At 43.6% G+C, this 18,103-nt stretch carries 20 protein-coding genes; 11 read left to right on the top strand and 9 right to left on the bottom strand.

The window, feature by feature from the left end; translation table 11 throughout:
- Positions 1-3 precede the first annotated feature (3 nt).
- Both DBZ36_RS07305 and hppD read right to left on the bottom strand, forming a co-directional pair.
- Complete coding sequence (locus DBZ36_RS07305) at positions 4-1,128, bottom strand: homogentisate 1,2-dioxygenase (RefSeq protein WP_120354247.1); 1,125 nt, start codon at positions 1,126-1,128, stop codon at positions 4-6.
- 30 nt (positions 1,129-1,158) lie between these two features.
- Complete coding sequence (gene hppD / locus DBZ36_RS07300) at positions 1,159-2,208, bottom strand: 4-hydroxyphenylpyruvate dioxygenase (protein WP_120354246.1); 1,050 nt, start codon at positions 2,206-2,208, stop codon at positions 1,159-1,161.
- Positions 2,209-2,367: 159 nt separating this feature from the next.
- Between hppD and DBZ36_RS07295 the strand changes: the two genes are divergently transcribed.
- The 5 genes from DBZ36_RS07295 (at position 2,368) to DBZ36_RS07275 (ending at position 5,917) form a co-directional block, all read left to right on the top strand.
- A complete protein-coding gene (locus DBZ36_RS07295) occupies positions 2,368-2,817 on the top strand; it encodes a MarR family winged helix-turn-helix transcriptional regulator (RefSeq protein WP_120354245.1) in 450 nt (149 codons plus the stop codon).
- Positions 2,818-2,990: 173 nt separating this feature from the next.
- On the top strand, positions 2,991-3,794 hold the full coding sequence (gene phhA / locus DBZ36_RS07290; protein WP_120354244.1) for a phenylalanine 4-monooxygenase: 804 nt from the start codon (positions 2,991-2,993) through the stop codon (positions 3,792-3,794).
- A 1-nt stretch (position 3,795) separates the two neighbouring features.
- Complete coding sequence (locus DBZ36_RS07285) at positions 3,796-4,137, top strand: 4a-hydroxytetrahydrobiopterin dehydratase (protein WP_120354243.1); 342 nt, start codon at positions 3,796-3,798, stop codon at positions 4,135-4,137.
- A gap of 135 nt (positions 4,138-4,272) precedes the next feature.
- Positions 4,273-5,259, top strand: coding sequence for an NAD-dependent epimerase/dehydratase family protein (locus DBZ36_RS07280; protein WP_120354242.1), 987 nt, complete (start codon positions 4,273-4,275; stop codon positions 5,257-5,259).
- A gap of 22 nt (positions 5,260-5,281) precedes the next feature.
- Positions 5,282-5,917, top strand: a complete 636-nt coding sequence (locus tag DBZ36_RS07275; protein WP_120354241.1) for a TetR family transcriptional regulator — start codon at positions 5,282-5,284, stop codon at positions 5,915-5,917.
- On the opposite strand, the gene DBZ36_RS07270 is transcribed toward DBZ36_RS07275, so the two are convergent.
- Both DBZ36_RS07270 and DBZ36_RS07265 read right to left on the bottom strand, forming a co-directional pair.
- Complete coding sequence (locus DBZ36_RS07270; RefSeq protein ID WP_120354240.1) at positions 5,914-6,516, bottom strand: LysE/ArgO family amino acid transporter; 603 nt, start codon at positions 6,514-6,516, stop codon at positions 5,914-5,916. The genes DBZ36_RS07275 and DBZ36_RS07270 overlap by 4 nt on opposite strands.
- Before the next feature lie 143 nt (positions 6,517-6,659).
- On the bottom strand, positions 6,660-7,385 hold the full coding sequence (locus DBZ36_RS07265) for a glycerophosphodiester phosphodiesterase family protein (RefSeq protein WP_120354239.1): 726 nt from the start codon (positions 7,383-7,385) through the stop codon (positions 6,660-6,662).
- 260 nt (positions 7,386-7,645) lie between these two features.
- Between DBZ36_RS07265 and ugpB the strand changes: the two genes are divergently transcribed.
- Genes ugpB through DBZ36_RS07245 form a run of 4 tightly spaced genes read left to right on the top strand, consistent with a single transcriptional unit; the run spans position 7,646 to position 11,839 of the window.
- A complete protein-coding gene (gene ugpB / locus DBZ36_RS07260; protein WP_120354238.1) occupies positions 7,646-8,965 on the top strand; it encodes a sn-glycerol-3-phosphate ABC transporter substrate-binding protein UgpB in 1,320 nt (439 codons plus the stop codon).
- 51 nt (positions 8,966-9,016) lie between these two features.
- Complete coding sequence (gene ugpA / locus DBZ36_RS07255) at positions 9,017-9,895, top strand: sn-glycerol-3-phosphate ABC transporter permease UgpA (protein WP_120354237.1); 879 nt, start codon at positions 9,017-9,019, stop codon at positions 9,893-9,895.
- Complete coding sequence (gene ugpE / locus DBZ36_RS07250) at positions 9,895-10,743, top strand: sn-glycerol-3-phosphate ABC transporter permease UgpE (protein ID WP_120354236.1); 849 nt, start codon at positions 9,895-9,897, stop codon at positions 10,741-10,743. The genes ugpA and ugpE overlap by 1 nt, the downstream gene beginning before the upstream one ends.
- Position 10,744: 1 nt before the next feature.
- Positions 10,745-11,839, top strand: a complete 1,095-nt coding sequence (locus DBZ36_RS07245; protein WP_120354235.1) for a sn-glycerol-3-phosphate import ATP-binding protein UgpC — start codon at positions 10,745-10,747, stop codon at positions 11,837-11,839.
- Here DBZ36_RS07245 and DBZ36_RS07240 read toward each other — a convergent pair.
- Positions 11,836-12,213: a SpoIIAA family protein gene (locus tag DBZ36_RS07240; protein WP_120354234.1), complete on the bottom strand. Its 378-nt coding sequence runs from the start codon at positions 12,211-12,213 to the stop codon at positions 11,836-11,838. The two genes, DBZ36_RS07245 and DBZ36_RS07240, sit on opposite strands and share 4 nt — an antisense overlap.
- 279 nt (positions 12,214-12,492) lie before the next feature.
- Here DBZ36_RS07240 and DBZ36_RS07235 point away from each other — a divergent pair, with 279 nt between their 5' ends.
- The gene (locus DBZ36_RS07235) at positions 12,493-13,599 is read left to right on the top strand and encodes a porin (protein ID WP_120354233.1); all 1,107 of its coding nucleotides are present in this window, start codon (positions 12,493-12,495) and stop codon (positions 13,597-13,599) included.
- Positions 13,600-13,931: 332 nt separating this feature from the next.
- Here the strand turns inward: DBZ36_RS07235 and DBZ36_RS07230 are convergent, their stop codons facing one another.
- The 4 genes from DBZ36_RS07230 to cmoA form a co-directional block, all read right to left on the bottom strand.
- Complete coding sequence (locus tag DBZ36_RS07230) at positions 13,932-14,903, bottom strand: methylenetetrahydrofolate reductase (protein WP_233558100.1); 972 nt, start codon at positions 14,901-14,903, stop codon at positions 13,932-13,934.
- Positions 14,904-14,907: 4 nt separating this feature from the next.
- On the bottom strand, positions 14,908-15,675 hold the full coding sequence (locus DBZ36_RS07225; protein ID WP_120354232.1) for a DNA repair protein: 768 nt from the start codon (positions 15,673-15,675) through the stop codon (positions 14,908-14,910).
- Between the two features lie 37 nt (positions 15,676-15,712).
- Positions 15,713-16,402, bottom strand: coding sequence for a sensor histidine kinase (locus DBZ36_RS07220; protein WP_120354231.1), 690 nt, complete (start codon positions 16,400-16,402; stop codon positions 15,713-15,715).
- 91 nt (positions 16,403-16,493) lie between these two features.
- Entirely contained in the window at positions 16,494-17,225 is a 732-nt protein-coding gene (gene cmoA / locus DBZ36_RS07215; protein ID WP_120354230.1) for a carboxy-S-adenosyl-L-methionine synthase CmoA, read from the bottom strand.
- A gap of 200 nt (positions 17,226-17,425) precedes the next feature.
- Between cmoA and DBZ36_RS07210 the strand changes: the two genes are divergently transcribed.
- A complete protein-coding gene (locus DBZ36_RS07210) occupies positions 17,426-18,070 on the top strand; it encodes a TetR/AcrR family transcriptional regulator (protein ID WP_120354229.1) in 645 nt (214 codons plus the stop codon).
- Positions 18,071-18,103 lie beyond the last annotated feature (33 nt).

The raw sequence follows: 18,103 nt of genomic DNA, 5'->3' as shown, positions 1-18,103 counted from the left end.
AATTTACGCTTCTTGCCAAGAGTTTACGTAGCCAGTCCATTCAAAGGATTCAGCCGTTTCTTCTACATTTAGTGCTTGACGAGTATCGACCATCACTGCGACTTCATCAGTGGCTTTACGTTGGTTCGTTTGCCCTGTCGCAAAGGCTTTCGGATGGGGTCCATGCGCAAAACCGGCAGGGTGTAAGGTACTCATCCCTGGATGTATGTTGTCGCGACTAAAAAACTGACCACGGTGATAGAATAAAAACTCGTCATAATCGTCATTGGAGTGGAAAAAGGGGACTTTTAGTGCGCCTGGATCGCTCTCAATCGGCCGAGGTGTAAACGTGCAAACGACAAATCCTGGGGCGACGAAACTGGTATGCGCCGATGGTGCCAAATGATAGCGGTCGCTCATTACCGCGCGTATATCGCGCCAGTTAAGCTTAAACACGCTAAGCTGACCTTTCCAGCCGATTGCGTCCAGGGGATTAAAGCCAAAGCGCATAGTACTTATGGCTTGGCGTGCTTTAATCCGTACTTTCCAGCTTTGCTCCCCTTGTTGGTCGATAAACGCCTGATTGAGTTGAGGGTACTCAAGAATCGCCGGATCAAACTGCGCGTGTTGCCCCAATATTCCACGATCAGGGAGTTTAAAAGCTGAACCCGTAGCTTCTATTAGTAGAAACGCACTGGCTTGTTTGGGCTCTATACGCCACAGTGTGCCGCGTGGTATTAGCAGGTAATCTCCGTCGCGATAGGTCATATGCCCGTAATCACAAAACAACTCCCCACAACCTTGATGAACAAACATCAACTGATCACCGTCGGCGTTGCGATAAAGATCAGGCATAGCTGTGTCCAAGTTCCAGTAGCCAATTTTACAATCGGCGTTGCATAGAATTGGACAGGCAGAGCTTGGGCAAGGTGTTTGTTGCTCATGTTTGGATAAATCAAACGCCCGTGGTCGGATCGGTCCATCAAACTCTAGCCAAGAAGTAGGGCGGTGCGCATGGTAAATATGCGTAGCCGGACCAAAAAAACCTTCTCTGCCAATTTCTCGCTCAAAGCTGCCTTGTGGTAAATCAGCGTGCGCTTGTTTGCTGCACTGACCTTGTTTGAGCGGTATGTTAATCCAGTTGTTCATGCTGACTCCAAGTTGCGTTGGCAAGAATGCTTAAATTACACCGCGTCTAATTTGGTCTAGCTCGATACTTTCGAACAAGGCTTGGAAATTACCTTCGCCAAACCCTTCGTTGCCCTTACGTTGAATAATTTCATAGAAAATCGGGCCAATAACGGTTTGAGTGAAAATTTGAAGTAGCAAACCTTGCCCTTCAGTTGGTGCTCCGTCTAAAAGGATATTCCGAGATTGCAGTTCGTTTAAAGACTCACCGTGGTCAGGTACTCGGGTATCGAGCAGTTCATAGTAGGTGTCAGGCGTGACTTGGAATTGAACTTGACGAGAAGCTAACTTATCAACACTCTCGAATATATCTTTAGTACCAAGAGCTATGTGTTGTATGCCTTCACCATTGTACTCTTCAATGTACTCGGCAATTTGTGACTTATCATCGCTGGACTCGTTAATCGGAATTCTAATTTTCCCACAAGGACTTGTCATAGCTCGGCTTCTAAGCCCGGTTAACTTTCCTTCAATATCAAAGTAGCGGATCTCTCTGAAGTTGAATAAATCGGTATAGAAGTTTGCCCACTTGTCCATATTACCTGTGGCAACATTGTGAGTGAGGTGATCAATATAAGTTAGGCCAGCATGGTTACTAGCAGTCTTGCCGGTGGGTATAAAGTCGACATCATAAATGTTGTTGTCGCCGTAGCGGTCAACTAAATATAAGCGAGAGCCTCCAATGCCTTCTATGCACGGAATGTTAAGTTCCATAGGCCCCACCTGCTGTTCGATAACGGTGTAACCGGAAGCCTTGGCCTTAGCTATTGTTTTAGCGATGTCTTTAACTCGAAACGCCATCGCGCATGCGCAAGGACCATGTTCGCGGGCAAAGCCTTGGGCAAAGCTATCTTCTTCAGCATTTATAATAAAGTTAATGTCGCCCTGACGATGAAGGCTAACATCCTTGCTGCGATGATTTGCAATATGGGTAAATCCCAGTTGTTCGAATAAAGCGCGCAAAAGTTCAGGTTCTGGCGCAGCATACTCGACAAACTCGAAGCCATCTGTTCCCATTGGGTTATCAAAAAGGTTAGCCATTGTAGTCTCCAGTTATTTAAGTTGACGTGCTTTTACACTGCTCGCACAATCGTAGTTCGTTAACATCGACTTACAGTATGTAAGCGAGTTGTAGATTTATTGTTACATATGAAACTAAAATGGTTGCAATTGAAACTAAATTCCTAAGGTAGCGTCAAAATGCTTGAAGAAGATCACATTTTAATCTTAGAAGATTTCCTGCCATATCGACTGTCGGTACTCTCCAATACAGTGAGTAATGCTATTGCTGAAAGTTATGGCAGGGAGTTCGGACTTAGCATTGCAAGTTGGCGTGTGATGGCTGTAGTGGGGCGGTTTCCAAATTCTTCAGCTGCTCAATTGACCTCAAAAACAGCCATGGACAAAGTTGCGATTAGCCGAGCGACAGCCAAGCTAGAGCAGCAAGGGTACTTGCAGCGTCAAGCTGACAACGACGACAAACGTCGTTTTAGTCTAAGCCTTAGTCAAGAAGGGCAAGCGATATATCAAAAAATTATACCGATTGCGAAGCACTACGAAAGTCGTTTATTGCAAGATTTTGCCCCTGAAGAACAAGTCTTACTCAAAAGTCTAATGCAGCGTTTGGAATCGACGGTCGTCGATTGGTAAGTTGATTGTTAGAACACAAGTTCTAGAGCAAAAATCTGTTATTGAATGGAATCTTGGCTGATTAATCTGCTTAAGTTTGAGTTGTGAAGTCCATCGCACTTTAGGTAAGTTTCACTTGTAACTAGTTTGTGTCATGGTTGTAATGATGTTGTTATCTACAACAGAGTGACAACATGGCTGCTAGCACACCTAGCGCTTATTTGGCCATGCAGCCAAATAGCCAAGGAAGAATCGACTATAGTAACGACGAAAATCGAGTTTGGCGCGACCTTATGGCTCGCCAGCGAGATTTGTTTGCCGGTCGCGCATGTGATGAATACATGCATGGCCTTGCGAGCTTAGACTTACCCACTGATCATGTGCCGCAATTAAGCGACATTGATCAAGTACTAAACCAAGCAACCGGATGGAAAACAGCAGCGGTACCCGCGTTGATTCCGTTTCAAAGGTTTTTCGAATTATTAGCGAGCAAGCAATTTCCAGTGGCAACGTTTATTCGTCGCCGAGAGGATTTTGACTACTTACAAGAGCCAGACATTTTTCATGAAATAGTCGGCCATTGTCCATTATTGACTCACCCAGACTTTGCATATTTTACTGAGCAATATGGAAAGCTAGGCTTGGCTGCTAGTGCTAAACAGCGTGTTTATCTCGCGCGTTTGTATTGGTTTACGGTTGAGTTTGGTTTGCTAAAATCAGCAAAAAAGACGCAGATTTATGGAGGCGGCATTCTCAGTTCGCCGGGTGAGACATTATACTGCTTGGGCGAGCAAGCGAAGCGTTTAAGCTTCGATTTGGACAGGGTTCTTCGTACCCCCTACCGAATTGATATCATGCAACCGCTATACTTTGAGATTGAAAGCTTTGCACAGTTATTCGAAATAGCGAATATGGATATTATGCAAGCAGTTAGAGACGCAATGCAAAAGCCTTTGTTTGACGCCTTATACCCTACAAAAAATACAATAGAGAACTAACATGGAAAACTTAAGCCAATTAAAATGTGAAGCGTGCCAAGCGGGCGCACCGCAAGTCACAGACGTAGAGCTCAAAGAATTTATGACGCAATTGCCAAGTTGGTCGGCGCCTGTAATCGATGGTGTGATGATGCTTGAACGCGAATATCGTTTTAAGAATTTTAAACTCGCCCTTGATTTTGCCAATGAGATTGCACACCTTGCCGAAGAAGAGGGGCACCACCCGGCTATTTTACTCGAGTGGGGGAAAGTAAAAATTAGTTGGTGGACGCATGCTATCCGCGGTTTACACAAGAACGATTTTATCATGGCGGTTAAAACCGACTCGTTCTATAAAAGTTAAACCGTTAAAATCCTGCCCAAAAACTGCGAACGAGCACTGCTAAGTCAGCTGCTCGTTTTTTTATCCAAAAAGCTTGCAAAATAAATGACTGGTGGTAATTTATATAAATGACTGGTGGTTAATTATGGAAGAGTGATGAAAGAAACAGTTTTTGTAACCGGGGCAAATGGACACATAGGATATCAAGTCTGTAAGCAACTAATAGAGAAAGGCTATCAAGTTATAGCTTTAGTTCGTGATCTCGAACATCGAGATTATTCGGACCTTAAAGCGCTAAACGTGCAGTTGCGTGATGGTGACTGTTTAAACCTTGAAAGCTTGGCCCAAGGCATGCAAGGCTGCGATTATGTCATTCATCTTGCAGCGATATTTGATAACTCGATAAACGAAATAGATGCCATCGTGAAGCCTAACTTAGCTATGACTGAAAATGTTATGCGAGTGGCAAAGCGCAAGTCGGTTAAGCGGGTTGTGTGTACCTCTTCTATAGTTGCGATTGGTGGCGCTGATATTGGCAGCGCCCCCTTAAGTAATGAGGTGTACAACACGCACAGTTCACAACTGTATTCGCGGTCTAAAGCGATAGCCGAACAAGCAGCATGGAAGCTTGCACAAGAGCTAGATGTAAATCTAGCAACCGTATTACCGGCGTCTGTTATTGGCCCCTATCATGGTGAAAAAACTGACTCAATCGAAGTGATTGATCAACTGTTAAAAGGCAAGATCCCCTTTGCCTTACCGATGCACTTTTCTTACGTGGATGTTAGAGATGTAGCCGCGGCACACATTTTGGTTATGGAGAGTGATCTCAAACAGCGATTTGTCGCCGCAAGTTTTGATTTTGATGCAAAGTCGTTGATTGCTCAAATCAAACAGCATCGCAAGATTAAGGTTAGTGAGAAGGAGCTGCCAATTTGGCTATGCCAATGCCTACCCGTTATTGATTGGTTGAGTGCTAAGCTTACAGGTAGTAAAAGGCTAATGACACGCAGCACTGTAGAAGAATATATTGGTAAGCAACAACGTTACAGCGATAGAGCGCTTTATGAAAACCTTAACTGGAAAACCATAAGCACAGAGCAAACGATTGTTGATACAATTGAAGCATTGGAAAGCTCTTGATCGACTAAATGTACGAGATGGTATGAACGAAAACAAAAAACGAGCCCGTAGTGTTGATGAAAAAGCACTACGAAAACAGTCCATTATTGATGCGCTATCATCGTTGCTCAATACATCGCATGAATTACCCAGCGCCAACCAAATTGCCAAACAAGCCGGTGTGACTAAGGGAGTGATCTATCGCTACTTTTCGACGCGAGAAGAGATTTTTTTAAGTCTACTGCTACAGCTCAGTGAGCCTTTAGAGCAAGTGTTCGCTCAAGATCTAGACGATATTGAGCAGTTAAAGACATTGATGATTAATTTCTATCTCAACAACCCGCAATTCATGCTGTTAGGACTTGCTGCTCCAATAGTGCTCGAACAAAATATATCGGCAGCGGTGGTGAAAAACTTTAAGCTAAAAGCAGCTAGTATTATGGATGCATTGGCACAATCAATTGCGCCATTTTGTAGTAACAGTTTGGCGCAAAGGCGGCAGTTTATTAACAGTTTCTATCAGTTATCATTGATGAAGTGGCAACATTGCAATGCCCCTCAACATGTTTTAGATGTGTTTGAACCGCAAGAGTGCTGGATTGTCGGGCGGCCGCTAGAGCAAGAGTTAAGCGATAGCTTTGATTGGTTATGGGCAGGACTTGTTGCACAAGCCATCTAGCCTTTTATCAAACTCAGAGCAATAGCGAACATCAATACTGCGACTATCACTTCAAAAACTTTCCAAGCTTTAGGCGTACTAAACACCGGAATCAAAAACTTTGCACCATAACCTAGACTAAAAAAGAAAACGAATGATGATATAACCGCGCCAAGACCAAAATAAAATTCAAGCCCAGGGTATTGAGTCGAAATCGATCCTAGTAACACCACGGTATCTAGGTACACATGTGGGTTTAACCAAGTTAAGGCGAGACAAGTTGCAATTATCGGCAGCAGTTTGTACTGAGTGTCTTGGTTTAGCTCTAAGCTGTGTTTTTTGGTAAAAGCAGTCTTTAAACTTAATAGCGCATAGATGATTAAAAATGTAGCCCCGCAATAGCGAGCGATGATTTCTAAACTAGGAAACTGTTGTACGATAGTGCCAAAACCGGCCACTCCGGCTGTTATTAGTATTGCATCGCTTAACGCGCAACATAAACATACAGCGAAAACATGTTGGCGTTTTAAGCCTTGTTTCAACACAAAGGCATTTTGAGCCCCGATCGCCAAAATTAGTGAAAACCCAAGGGCAAACCCAGAGCTTAGTGCGTGTAACATCCATTTTTCTCGTCGGCAAAAAGGCAATAGAGACTAGCAGAGAAATAACCGTCTGTTTAGTCCTTCTTCAGTATTTTAGAAGCTTCAAGATGAGTTGCTTTTTCGATTGTTAAAGCAAAATCTTTACATCGCTTAGATGCCGATTACAATTGCCATTGGGTAACAAAGTCTTGTGGACAATCAGTGATTAATACATCCACTTGCCAGTCACGAAGATGAGTAACTTGTTGCGGGTTGTTGGGGGTAAAACATGCAACAATGTAGCCGTTTTGCTTCAGGTGCTTGACTTGCAATCGTGAAATTTCTTGAAAGTGACAGTGGACACTGTAAGCCTGACAACGCTTTAGTTGTTCTAAGTAGTCAGGAGGCAGTCGCCGGCAAAGTAACCCGCGGCGCACATTAGGTAAACGCTCAAGCATAATTTGCAGGGCTTGTTGTGAAAAACTAGAAAACAATAATTGTGAAGCTGGAAAACCGTGCTGCTCTATGCATTGGGCGATCCGCTCGCATAGAAGAATAAGGTCGCGGCCTTGATAGTGCTTTATCTCGAGATTCAAACTTAGGTCTAAAGAAGCGCAGAGCTCCAAGCATTGACTTAAGCTTGGGAGTGACTCATGCACAAATTCTGACCTAAACCAAGAACCTACATCCATATATTTGAGTTGATCCCAACTTAACTGCGAAACTTGTTTATTTACGCCGCAACAGCGCAGTAGGTTAGCGTCGTGGAAAACGACAGGCACGTTGTCAAAACTGAGTTGAACATCGATCTCTACCCAATCAATACCCAGTTGTTTACTTTTGCTGATTGAGGCAAGCGTGTTCTCTGGTGCCAAACTACTCAGTCCGCGATGCGCTGTCAGTAACATGGTAACAATCCTGTCAAATTTCCGTTTATCTTGGATATGCTAGGCACGCTTGATGACGAAATTGTTACAGATATATTGTGATCACAATATGAAGGCAGTCCTTCAAGAGACTGATTTAATTGGATTTGAAACAAAAAATCTGCATGGCTGTAGTCATTAAACTGTCACCTTACGGTCATATGAAAGTCAAACATCTTGTTTAGAGTGAGCAGCGATTAAAAACGCTAAGCCCGATATCTGACTAAACAAGGGAATACCTAATGTCTAAACAAGTGATGCTAGCTGCAAGCGCAGTAGCTGTGTTGATGAGCTGTACCGTAAATGCGGCAACTGAAATTCAATGGTGGCATGCCATGGGTGGAAGTCTCGGCGACAAAGTAAATGAAATTGCCGAGGGATATAACGCTACACAAGACCAATTCGTAGTAAAACCAGTATTTAAAGGTAGTTATCCAGAAACAATGACTGGTGCAATCGCTGCATTTAGGGCCAAGCAACAGCCTCATATCGTTCAAGTTTATGAAGTTGGCACGGCGACCATGATGTCAGCTGATAAAGCTATTTATCCTGTCCATCAGTTAATGAATGATAGTAAAGAAAAGTTTGACCCCACTGCATTCTTACCGTCGGTTACCGGGTATTACACGGCTAATAGTGGTGAGATGTTATCAATGCCCTTTAATAGTTCTACGCCCGTGCTCTACTACAATAAGTCTATGTTTGAAAAAGCGGGTCTAAGTGATGCTGATGCACCCAAAACCTGGAATGACTTGGAGTTGGTGGCGACTAAATTGCTGGCCTCTGGTGCTCAGTGCGGTTTTACCACCGGTTATCAATCGTGGGTTCAATTGGAGAACTTTGCTGCTCGCCATAACGTAGCGTTTGCAAGCAATGATAATGGTTTTGGTGGTTTAGACACCGAGTTGTTAGTCAATAACAAAGCATTTGTTGACCATATTTCCAAATTGGAACAATGGTCGAAAACAGGCGCCTTCAAGTATGGCGGACGAGCGTCTGATGCTGCGTCTCTGTTTTATAGCGGCGAATGCGCAATGTATATGAATTCCTCTGCTAGTTACGCAGGCATTAAAGAAAATATGCCAAATACTGAGTTTGGGGTAAGTGAACTTCCTTATTGGCCTTCAGTGATTGAACAACCGCAAAACTCCATTATCGGAGGAGCGTCACTTTGGGTTCTTCAAGGTCACCCTAAGCAAGACTATGAAGGTGTTGCAGAGTTCTTTAGCTACCTATCAAGCGCCAAAGTTCAAGCTGATTGGCATCAATTTACTGGCTATCTGCCAATCACGCAGGATGCATTTGAGCTAACCGAATCGCAAAATTTTTATCAAGAAAACCCAGGTACTCGAATCGCAATTGAGCAAATGACGGCAGTGACACCGACGAAAAACTCTAAAGGACTTCGTTTGGGTAACTTTGTTCAGATTAGAGACGTCGTTGATGAAGAATTGGAGCAAGTTTGGTCCGGTAAACAAAGCGCACAACAAGCATTAGACGCGGTAACTGCTCGCAGTAACGAACTACTTAAAAACTTTGAGCGTGTGAATTCGAAATCTTAGTTAAAGCCTTTTCCTAACAAGGGGAGACATCTCCCCTTACGAGTTATCAACATGAATAATGCATCCTTTGGTCATAAGTGGTTACCGATAGGACTACTGGCACCTCAACTGGTGATTACGCTGGTTTTTTTCATATGGCCTGCAGCGCAGGCCCTTTTTCAATCCCTACAAATGGAAGATGCCTTTGGATTAAGTACAGAGTTTGTCGGTATGGAAAACTTTGTAAGCCTATTTATGGACCGTTTGTATTTTGAATCTATGTTCAGCACCCTAGTGTTTAGTTTCTCTGTTGCCATTATTGCGATGGCTAGTGCTTTGTTTTTAGCGGTGCTGGCCCAGCGGGTAATTCGCGGTGGCGGTATTTACAAAACTTTTTTAATTTGGCCTTACGCGGTTGCGCCAGTAATTGCGGGAGTATTGTGGTTATTTCTGCTAAACCCTAGCATCGGTGTGTTAGCGCATTTGCTTGCAGCGTTGGGGATCAATTGGAATCCATTACTTAATGCAAGTGATGCGATGTGGATGGTTGTTTTAGCAGCCACCTGGAAACAAATCTCCTACAACTTTTTGTTCTTTCTCGCTGGTATGCAAGCAGTTAACAAATCTCTGATAGAAGCTGCTGCTATTGATGGTGCTGGCCCATGGCGACGGTTTTGGACGATAGTATTTCCTTTGCTATCTCCAACAAGCTTTTTCCTGCTGGTGGTAAACCTTGTGTACGCATTCTTCGATACGTTCGGGGTGATTCATGCCATGACGCAAGGTGGGCCTGGAACTTCAACTTCTATCTTGGTCTACAAGGTCTATTCTGATGGGTTTATCGGTCTAAATCTTGGTGCTTCAGCGGCTCAATCAGTGGTTTTGATGGCTTTAGTTGGTGTGCTCACTGTTATTCAATTTAAGTACGTAGAAAAAAGGGTGGCTTACTAATGGTTGAACAACGTCCTTGGTTGACTGCTTTTTCCCACATTATGCTAGTGCTTGGGATTGCAGCAGTGGCATTGCCGGTTTGGGTAGCATTAGTGGCAACTACGCACCCAAATTATGTATTCGTATCGGGTAGGGTGCCGCTTTGGTTTGGCGATCTAGGTTTTACTGTGTTTGCTGATGTACTTTGTCAAACCGCATCTCGAGAGTCGGATGTTAGTGTGGCGAGTATGATGCTCAACTCAACCATCATGGCTTTTGGTATCACTTTAGGAAAACTCAGCATTTCGATTTTGTCGGCATATGCAGTGGTATTCTTTAGATTCCCGGGTCGGATGCTGGCGTTTTGGTTAGTGTTTATGACCTTAATGCTGCCAGTTGAAGTAAGAATTATGCCAACGTTTCAGGTGATCGCTAGCCTAGACATGCTTAATAGTTTTAGTGGGTTAACCATTCCCTTAATTGCTAGCGCAACTGCAACCTTCTTATTTAGACAGTTTTTCATGACCGTACCTCCTGAACTTTTAGAAGCTGCTCGTATTGATGGCGCCGGGCCAATTAAGTTTTTTTTCGACATTTTGTTACCGCTGTCGCGGACTAACATCGCTGCGCTATTTGTGATCACATTTATCTATGGTTGGAATCAATATCTTTGGCCCTTGTTGATTACTACCGACTCTAACTACTACACCATTGTGATGGGGATCAAGCATATGTTGTCCGTACCCGATGGGGAAGTGGCATGGAATCGTATTATGGCGACAACAGTATTAGCGATGCTGCCACCGGTAGTCGTAGTTGTAGGAATGCAAAAGTTTTTTGTGAAAGGTTTAGTGGAGACTGAAAAATAATATGGCGACTTTAGAACTTGATCAGGTTGGCAAAACCTACCCTAATGGTTACTGCGCAATTGAAGCACTAAGCTTAGATATAAATGACGGCGAGATGTTAGTGTTGGTGGGCCCAAGTGGTTGCGGGAAATCGACATTACTACGAATGATGGCCGGCTTAGAGACAGTGAGCAGTGGTAAATTGAAGATTAACGGACGCTGTGTTAACAAAGTGGAACCTGGTGATCGCGACATTGCGATGGTGTTTCAAAACTACGCACTATACCCGCATATGAGTGTCTACAAGAATATGGCTTATGGCCTAAAAAATAGAAAGTATCCCAAGGCTGAAATTGATCTCAAAGTCCGAGAGGCTGCAACTATGTTAGAGCTGACCCATTTACTTGAGCGCACGCCAAGGCAGCTTTCAGGAGGGCAACGGCAACGCGTCGCAATGGGTCGAGCGATAGTCAGACACCCCAAGGTATTCCTGTTTGACGAACCTTTGTCCAACCTCGATGCAAAGCTTCGGGTACAAATGCGCTTAGAAATAAAAAAACTACAACGCCGTTTAGATACCACGTCGGTCTATGTAACTCATGATCAGGTGGAAGCGATGACCCTAGCTGACAGGCTCGTTGTGCTAAACGCGGGTAAAGTAGAGCAGATAGGTACGCCAATACAGGTTTACGACAAACCTGCGAGTGAGTTTGTGGCCACTTTTATTGGTTCACCCGCGATGAACTTATGCGATGCCTCAATTGACCATGCAGGTCAGGTGCGAGTTGGAGAACAAGTCATAGCGAATAACTGTCATGAAATGAGTTGCCAAGATTATCGTTTGGGCATCCGGCCCGAGCAGATCACAGTTGTAAACGCAGCCCAAGAGCAAAGCTTTGTGGTGAAAGTTGAAATGATTGAAGCCTTAGGGGCTGATCTTCTGGCTTATTGTAATCTTGACGGAAGTACTAAGCCCTTGGTTGTGCGGCTAACTGGACAAACCAAGCTTAGCGAAGGACAGCTGCTAAACTTGGTTGTTTGTAAGTCTGACTTGCACTTCTTTGATGGTAAAACCGGAAGCCGTATTGAACCCAATCTGGCTTCCAATGCGGCTTAAAGCATCGCAGTACCGGCTTCAGTCATAATCCATAAACTGGCGGCTTGTTGTTGGTTACTTGGAAACACTTTGATTTGAGCTTTCACAAAATGCTGCGGCAATAGCTTTAATAAGCTATTGCTTGCAGCGTCACTGACGATAGCAACAGCTTTCAATTTCTTGTGATGATTGTGGATAAACTTAAGGTGAGCGCTAAGCGCGGCCAATGAATCCCAGTGCGGTAACTCCTGGCTTTCTATTAATAGCCCATTGACTTCATCTTCACTACCCACTCGGCTATCAACTTCGTGTTGTAAGCGTGCAAAATCGTCTTTACTTAGGTTTTTTGTAACGTGCACCCGAGCGATACCTTCGCTTACTGAAATGTCTATCATTTTGCTTCCTTTTCTCTACAACCTACAAACTCATAAGACCAGTTTAGTACAAATACTCTGCAAGCCCAACTGCATTTATTAAGCAATATTTACATTTTCTAATATCTAATTGGTTAACTTTTAACCGAACGGTATTTTATTCTACGAAAACACTTGATACACAGTTCGAAATTGTGAAGTATGTCACTCGCTAAATGGATGTCACTGCTGGAAACACCTAGGTGCAAGATGCACCAGTCAAGGATGAGACTAATAGATCTCTAATTAAAAGGCAGAACAATGAAAAAAACTATTCTAGCACTCGCAATTCCAAGCCTGATGATGGCACAAGCATCAGCAATCGAAATTTACGACGATGGCCAAAACAAAGTAACAATTGGCGGTCGTGCAGAAATGATTCTTAATGACGGTACTAACCGTGACCTAGATGCTCATAGTGGTTCTTCTCGCATCAACTTTGGTTTTGAGCGTCAAATCAACGATGACCTATCTATTGATGCATTCGCAGAATGGAAAGTAGACTACCTTGCTAACGGCAAGGATGATGTAGTAACTAACCGTTTAGGTTATATGACTTTTAACTCAGATGTTGCGGGTGCTTTCCGCGCTGGTAAACAATGGGGTGCTGTATACCCTGTATTTGGCGCAACTGATGTGATTTTTGTTTCTGACCACGATGCGGGTGGTATCTATCAAGTCGACGACGGTGGCACTTCAGGTGCGGGTCGTGCTGACAAAACTCTAGCTTGGTCTCATACCTTCAACAACGTGTATATCGGTGCTCAATATGGTTTGCAAAATGAGCTTGAATCTACAAGTACAACTTCTCTAGACCGCGATCGTAACGCAGGTGCCGCGGCAGTTTATAGCTTAGACATGGGTCTTGACCTAGGTGTGGCTTATACTGAATCGCGTTTGAAAGGTAACGGCGGTGATACTTGGAACGGTCTTAAAGATGGCGACAAGATCAAAGCAACAGCTTTATCTGCTATCTATAAGCAAAACGGTGTACACATAGCTGCAACTTATGTTGATGGTAAAAACTACCACGCAACAGGCTTCCAAGCTAATAGTATCTCAACTTCTAACCCAGGTTCAGACAATAGCGCGCGTATGGGCGATGCTAAAGCATTCGATTTATACGGTGCTTATAAGTTTGACAATGGTTTCGAACCATATGCTTATCTTTCTGTTGTAGATTTTGATAAGAATGAACTACAAGGCATTGATGGTAAACGTTCTACCTACTTAGCTGGTGTGGTTTACCACATTGATGAAAAAGTACAAGTTGGTGGTGAATACCGCCGCGTTGAGTCAAAAGAAGATACACGTCGTGGTGACTTCTCTGATAACCACGTTGGCTTGAAAGTTCGTTACTTCTTCTAAGCTAAGGCTTATATCTTAGGTCCACGATTGTTGGGCTTAAACCAAGTTTAAACCACTGATTGATAATCCCGTCAGTGGTTTTTTTGTACCCGCTGTATGGATAATGGCTTGACCTTCTTGATGTGTATAGCTGTCTAACTAGATGTCATAAGCTAAAAAACGGACAATGCCGAAGGGCTAACGATCAACGCCGTGCCTGAGCAGGTTGGTTAAGCTAAAAGCAGCTGTGTTTTTCGTCTGAGGGAAGGGGTAACAGTTATCTCGATTAGATGCGTAAAGGTTTGATGCGCCGAGTCCGCAGTGTTAACTCGGCTTTAACGAAACTATTGCGTCTAATCCATATCTCGTAGCGCGCGTTGGGCTATGCTCATTTCAAGCTGCGATTTTAACAAGCGATATAACAAAATCGAGGCGTCAATTTCGGCTTTGCGATTGGTTAGACTTTCAATATTTAAACCCAGCGGTATGCCTAAGTCGCCACAGCTATCCAGAATTAACTGTAAATTGCGTTGGCACAATTTTAACGAGGCTTGCAGTGGGTGCTCGGCATCCAAAATCGCAATCTGACTCGCTTCGGGTACGTTAATGCCTAACCATTGAATAAATTCCAAAGTTTTGGCACTGCCGCAAGGCGAAAAGGTAAGAATGATACGCTTGGGCGCAAGGTTTTGCTGACGACAGCTTTGAGCGTAGCGGCTTAGCATATCGATGCTAGCTTGGGCATCGTAAACCGCTTGGGTAATAAAATAATCACAGCCTTGCTCGGTTTTATGCAATATGCGTTGGTGCTCATCGCCTTTGCTGCGATGCCGCTCTGCGATGCTTACCCCTCCCAAATGGAAGGACTCTGAATGAGCGCCTAATAGTTCGTATGCTTGTGCCAGTGGAAGATTGCTTTTGTCCAAATTTGAAGGACTGCCGACTAAGACTAAGTTTTCTAACTGATACTGATGTTTGGCTTCACTTAAACTTTGAATAAACAATTCTGGACTTGCTTGACTGACACTTTGATAGCAGATCACCGCATGTTGAGACAAATTCATCAATAATTGGGAATACCAACGAGCGTCATGGGTAGCGCTAAACGGAAATGGGCGCTGTTGCGCGGTTCGAGAGCTTTCATCTTGTATGTCATACACTATGATTCCGTCAAACTCGAGGTCGCTAAGGCGCTCTAACAGGCGTTGAGCAATGTCTCGAACTTGGGCCAGCGGGGTATCATGTTTAGGTGGGGTTGTACCAATAAAATAAACGCCTTGCTCAACTTGAGTAAAGCGCTGTTGTAGACTTGTTTTTGTTATCACCGGGTTACCACTTTTTCTTGGGTGCGAATAATACGTCCAATTCATCGACGTCTTTCTCCGCCGCTTCCTCTGTTTTTTTGCTGCCTTCGCGTTTTAAGTTTTCATCCATTTCACTATTTAAAGCCATTAGCTCCTGTAGTTTACGCTCTAGGTATGCATCGCGGTCGGTCAAATTTTGTAGTACACCAATACTCTTATTAAGCAACTGCCGTGCGGTTCCCCATTGACGTAATATTTGAGCTTCAATGGCACGTTTGAATGCATTCTCAATGTTGATTTTAAGCTGCATTAATTCCAGTCGGCGGTCTTCCAAGACAAACACTTGAGTGTTTAGTCGACCGCGAGAGTGTTCCGCGCGCAGCACTTGCCGCATCTTTTTAACTACTTGCAGCATTTGTAAGGCATCTTTATCATTATCTGGTGCACGAAATGCATCATCGCCTGGCGGGGTAAAATTCTGCTCAATTTGTTTGATTTGCGCCTGACTCGCTCGCATACGATTATGCAGGCCTTTGACATTTGGGTTAGCGTCTTTGATGGCTTTCAATGCGTTTAAAGAGCGATTATGGATCATCAACATAAATTCTTTGGAGCATGGTAAGCGTGAAGAATTTAGTAATATCTCTTCGTTTTCTGTAACGATAGCTTTCTGCTTAGCCACAATACGTCGCATTTCAGCTTCGCGTTGTTGCTTATATTGTTGAGTTACATTGTAAGCGATCACTAAAAACAATAGCGCACCTACTGAAACCAGAACAATAGTAATCATCATCGTGTTGTGCTTTCCTTCGGTCGCGAAACTGTTTTAATCAAGGCAAATATACTCGAAATACACTGCCACCTAATGCGCCATCGTTGCTGAGTTCAATATCACCTTCAATAAGCTTGTTCGTATGTGCTTTAGCGATGACTCTAGCCAAATACATACCAAGCCCACTTCTAAATTTTACGAAATCGGCGGTCGCAGGTTGTGCGCCATTGCTAAAGTCTAAAATATTCTGCGGATAGCCTTGACCATCATCTTCAACCTGTAGACATAATTTGTTATCGACCAAGTGTGCAGAAATCTTAATTTTTGAATGGGTATAACGAATTGCGTTCACGATAATATCATTGAGCATGAAGCTCACTAAAGACTCATCAAAATACCAAGCTAGATCAGGGTCTGCTTCAAGAGTGAGTTCAACTTCTGTTTGCTGGGTATAGGTGACATTTTTGTCGATGAGATCTTCGAGAAACTCTGCTACAAAGACCTCTTCAATCATTATAGGCATGTTGGCGTGTTTCATTCTATACATCGCCAAAACCTGCATCAGACTACCATTTAGTCGAGATACTTCGTAATGCAAACGGCCAATTTGCTCACTATCGTCACGTTGTTCAAGTTTAGCCTGACTAGCTAAGGTTTCGGTGCTCTGAGTGAGCATGAACAATGAATTTTTCATGTCATGAATTGCACTAACTAAAACGGTAGAAAAATCCAAATCTGAATCGGCCAAAACAAGTCCCTATTTATGTCTATGTTAGGCAGTGTACCTGAAGCCGCAGGGGCAGGCAAAACTATGAATTATAAACTCTTTGTATTTTCGTTCAGGCGCTCTTGATTGCTAGTATCGAGCCAAAGTTAAAACACTGATACCAGGTCTGATAATGCGAAAAACCTGCGCTACGCAGACGCGAATAATGGGCTTCCTTAGTTTCCGCTATGAGCACGTTTTCGAGTGAACTTCGCTTCTGGCTAATTTCAAGCTCGCTATAGCCATTTGCGCGCTTATAGTCGAGATGAAGCGCATTGATGTTTTCTTGCATCAGTTCATCTTCAAATTGAAACTTTTCACTGATGATGACAATACCGCCAGGTAGTAAGGATTGGTATATTTTGTCTAACAAGGCTTGGCGTGCTGCCAAGGGGATAAACTGCAAAGTAAAATTTAGAACAATGACGCTAGCGTGATTTATGTCAGTGCTACAAATATCTTCACATCGAAGCTCTACAGGCATTTGCGAACGAAATGCATCCAGATGGCTCTGGCATCGTTCAAGCATGGCCTGCGAGTTATCCACTCCAATTATTTTACCTTCCTGAGTTACGGCGCGGCGCATGCTTAGGGTACACGCACCAAGTGAGCAGCCCAGGTCATATATGTTGCTGCCTTTGATGTGATGGCGAGCAGCAAGTCTAGCAATTGTATTGACGATATCTTGATAACCAGGAACAGAGCGTTTAATCATATCTGGAAACACGGATGCCACCTGTTCATCAAAGCAAAACTCACCTAACTGAGGTAGTGGTTTAGAAAACAAGGTATCGGTAGAAGGCATGCAGGTTATCCAGAAGCATAAAAAAGCAATTTTAACAAAGATGCGGTCGTAATGGTATGCAGGCTTATGCTCACAAAATACAAACGCAATTTTAACAAATATTTGACAGCTTAGATTTTTAAACGTAGATTTCAAACATGTGTTTTAAATGCTGTGGCGCAAGCAGATGCTTAGCTCAGTTTACCTTATAGGAAACTAACTTGAGAATAGCGACGAAGGACAAGATCCTAAATACCGCAGAGAGGCTGTTTGCCGAAAGAGGCTTTACGGATACATCGCTGCGTTTGATTACCTCGCATGCTGATGTGAATTTGGCATCGGTAAATTATCATTTTGGCAGCAAGAAAGAGCTAATCCAAGCGGTGTTACGCCGCTATTTGGATGCTTTTATGCCATTGGTTGACGAGGCGATGCAAGTTCACCTAGACAGTGCCGAGGCGCCAAATCTAAACCAGGTATTTGCATCCTTTGCTAAACCTTTATTGGAAATGAATCGTATACAACAACATGGCACAGCGATGTTTTTACTGTTGCTCGGACGCGGCTACACTGATGAGCAAGGCCACTTACGTCGTTACATTACCCAGAATTTTGGGCAGACCATTGATAAATTCCGTCAAGTGGTTAGTAGAGCCTACCCTGAACTGAGTCCCGTTGACATGTTTTGGCGTCTACACTTTACCTTAGGCACCGTAATTTTCACCATGGCTTCAAGTGCTGCTTTACGTGATATTGCTGCATCTGACTATGGTGAAAAGGTAAATATTGAATCACTTATTTATAAAGTTTTACCCTATTTATGTGCCGGCGTTGGCGCACCGATAGGCCCTTTGACCCTCGATTAAAATAACAAAAAACAATGTATACCCAAGGATAGA

The organism is Alginatibacterium sediminis (assembly GCF_003610775.1).
Classification (GTDB): domain Bacteria; phylum Pseudomonadota; class Gammaproteobacteria; order Enterobacterales; family Celerinatantimonadaceae; genus Alginatibacterium; species Alginatibacterium sediminis.
Note: the sequence above shows the minus strand (reverse complement) of the source record. Positions and strands in the feature narration are given on the sequence as shown.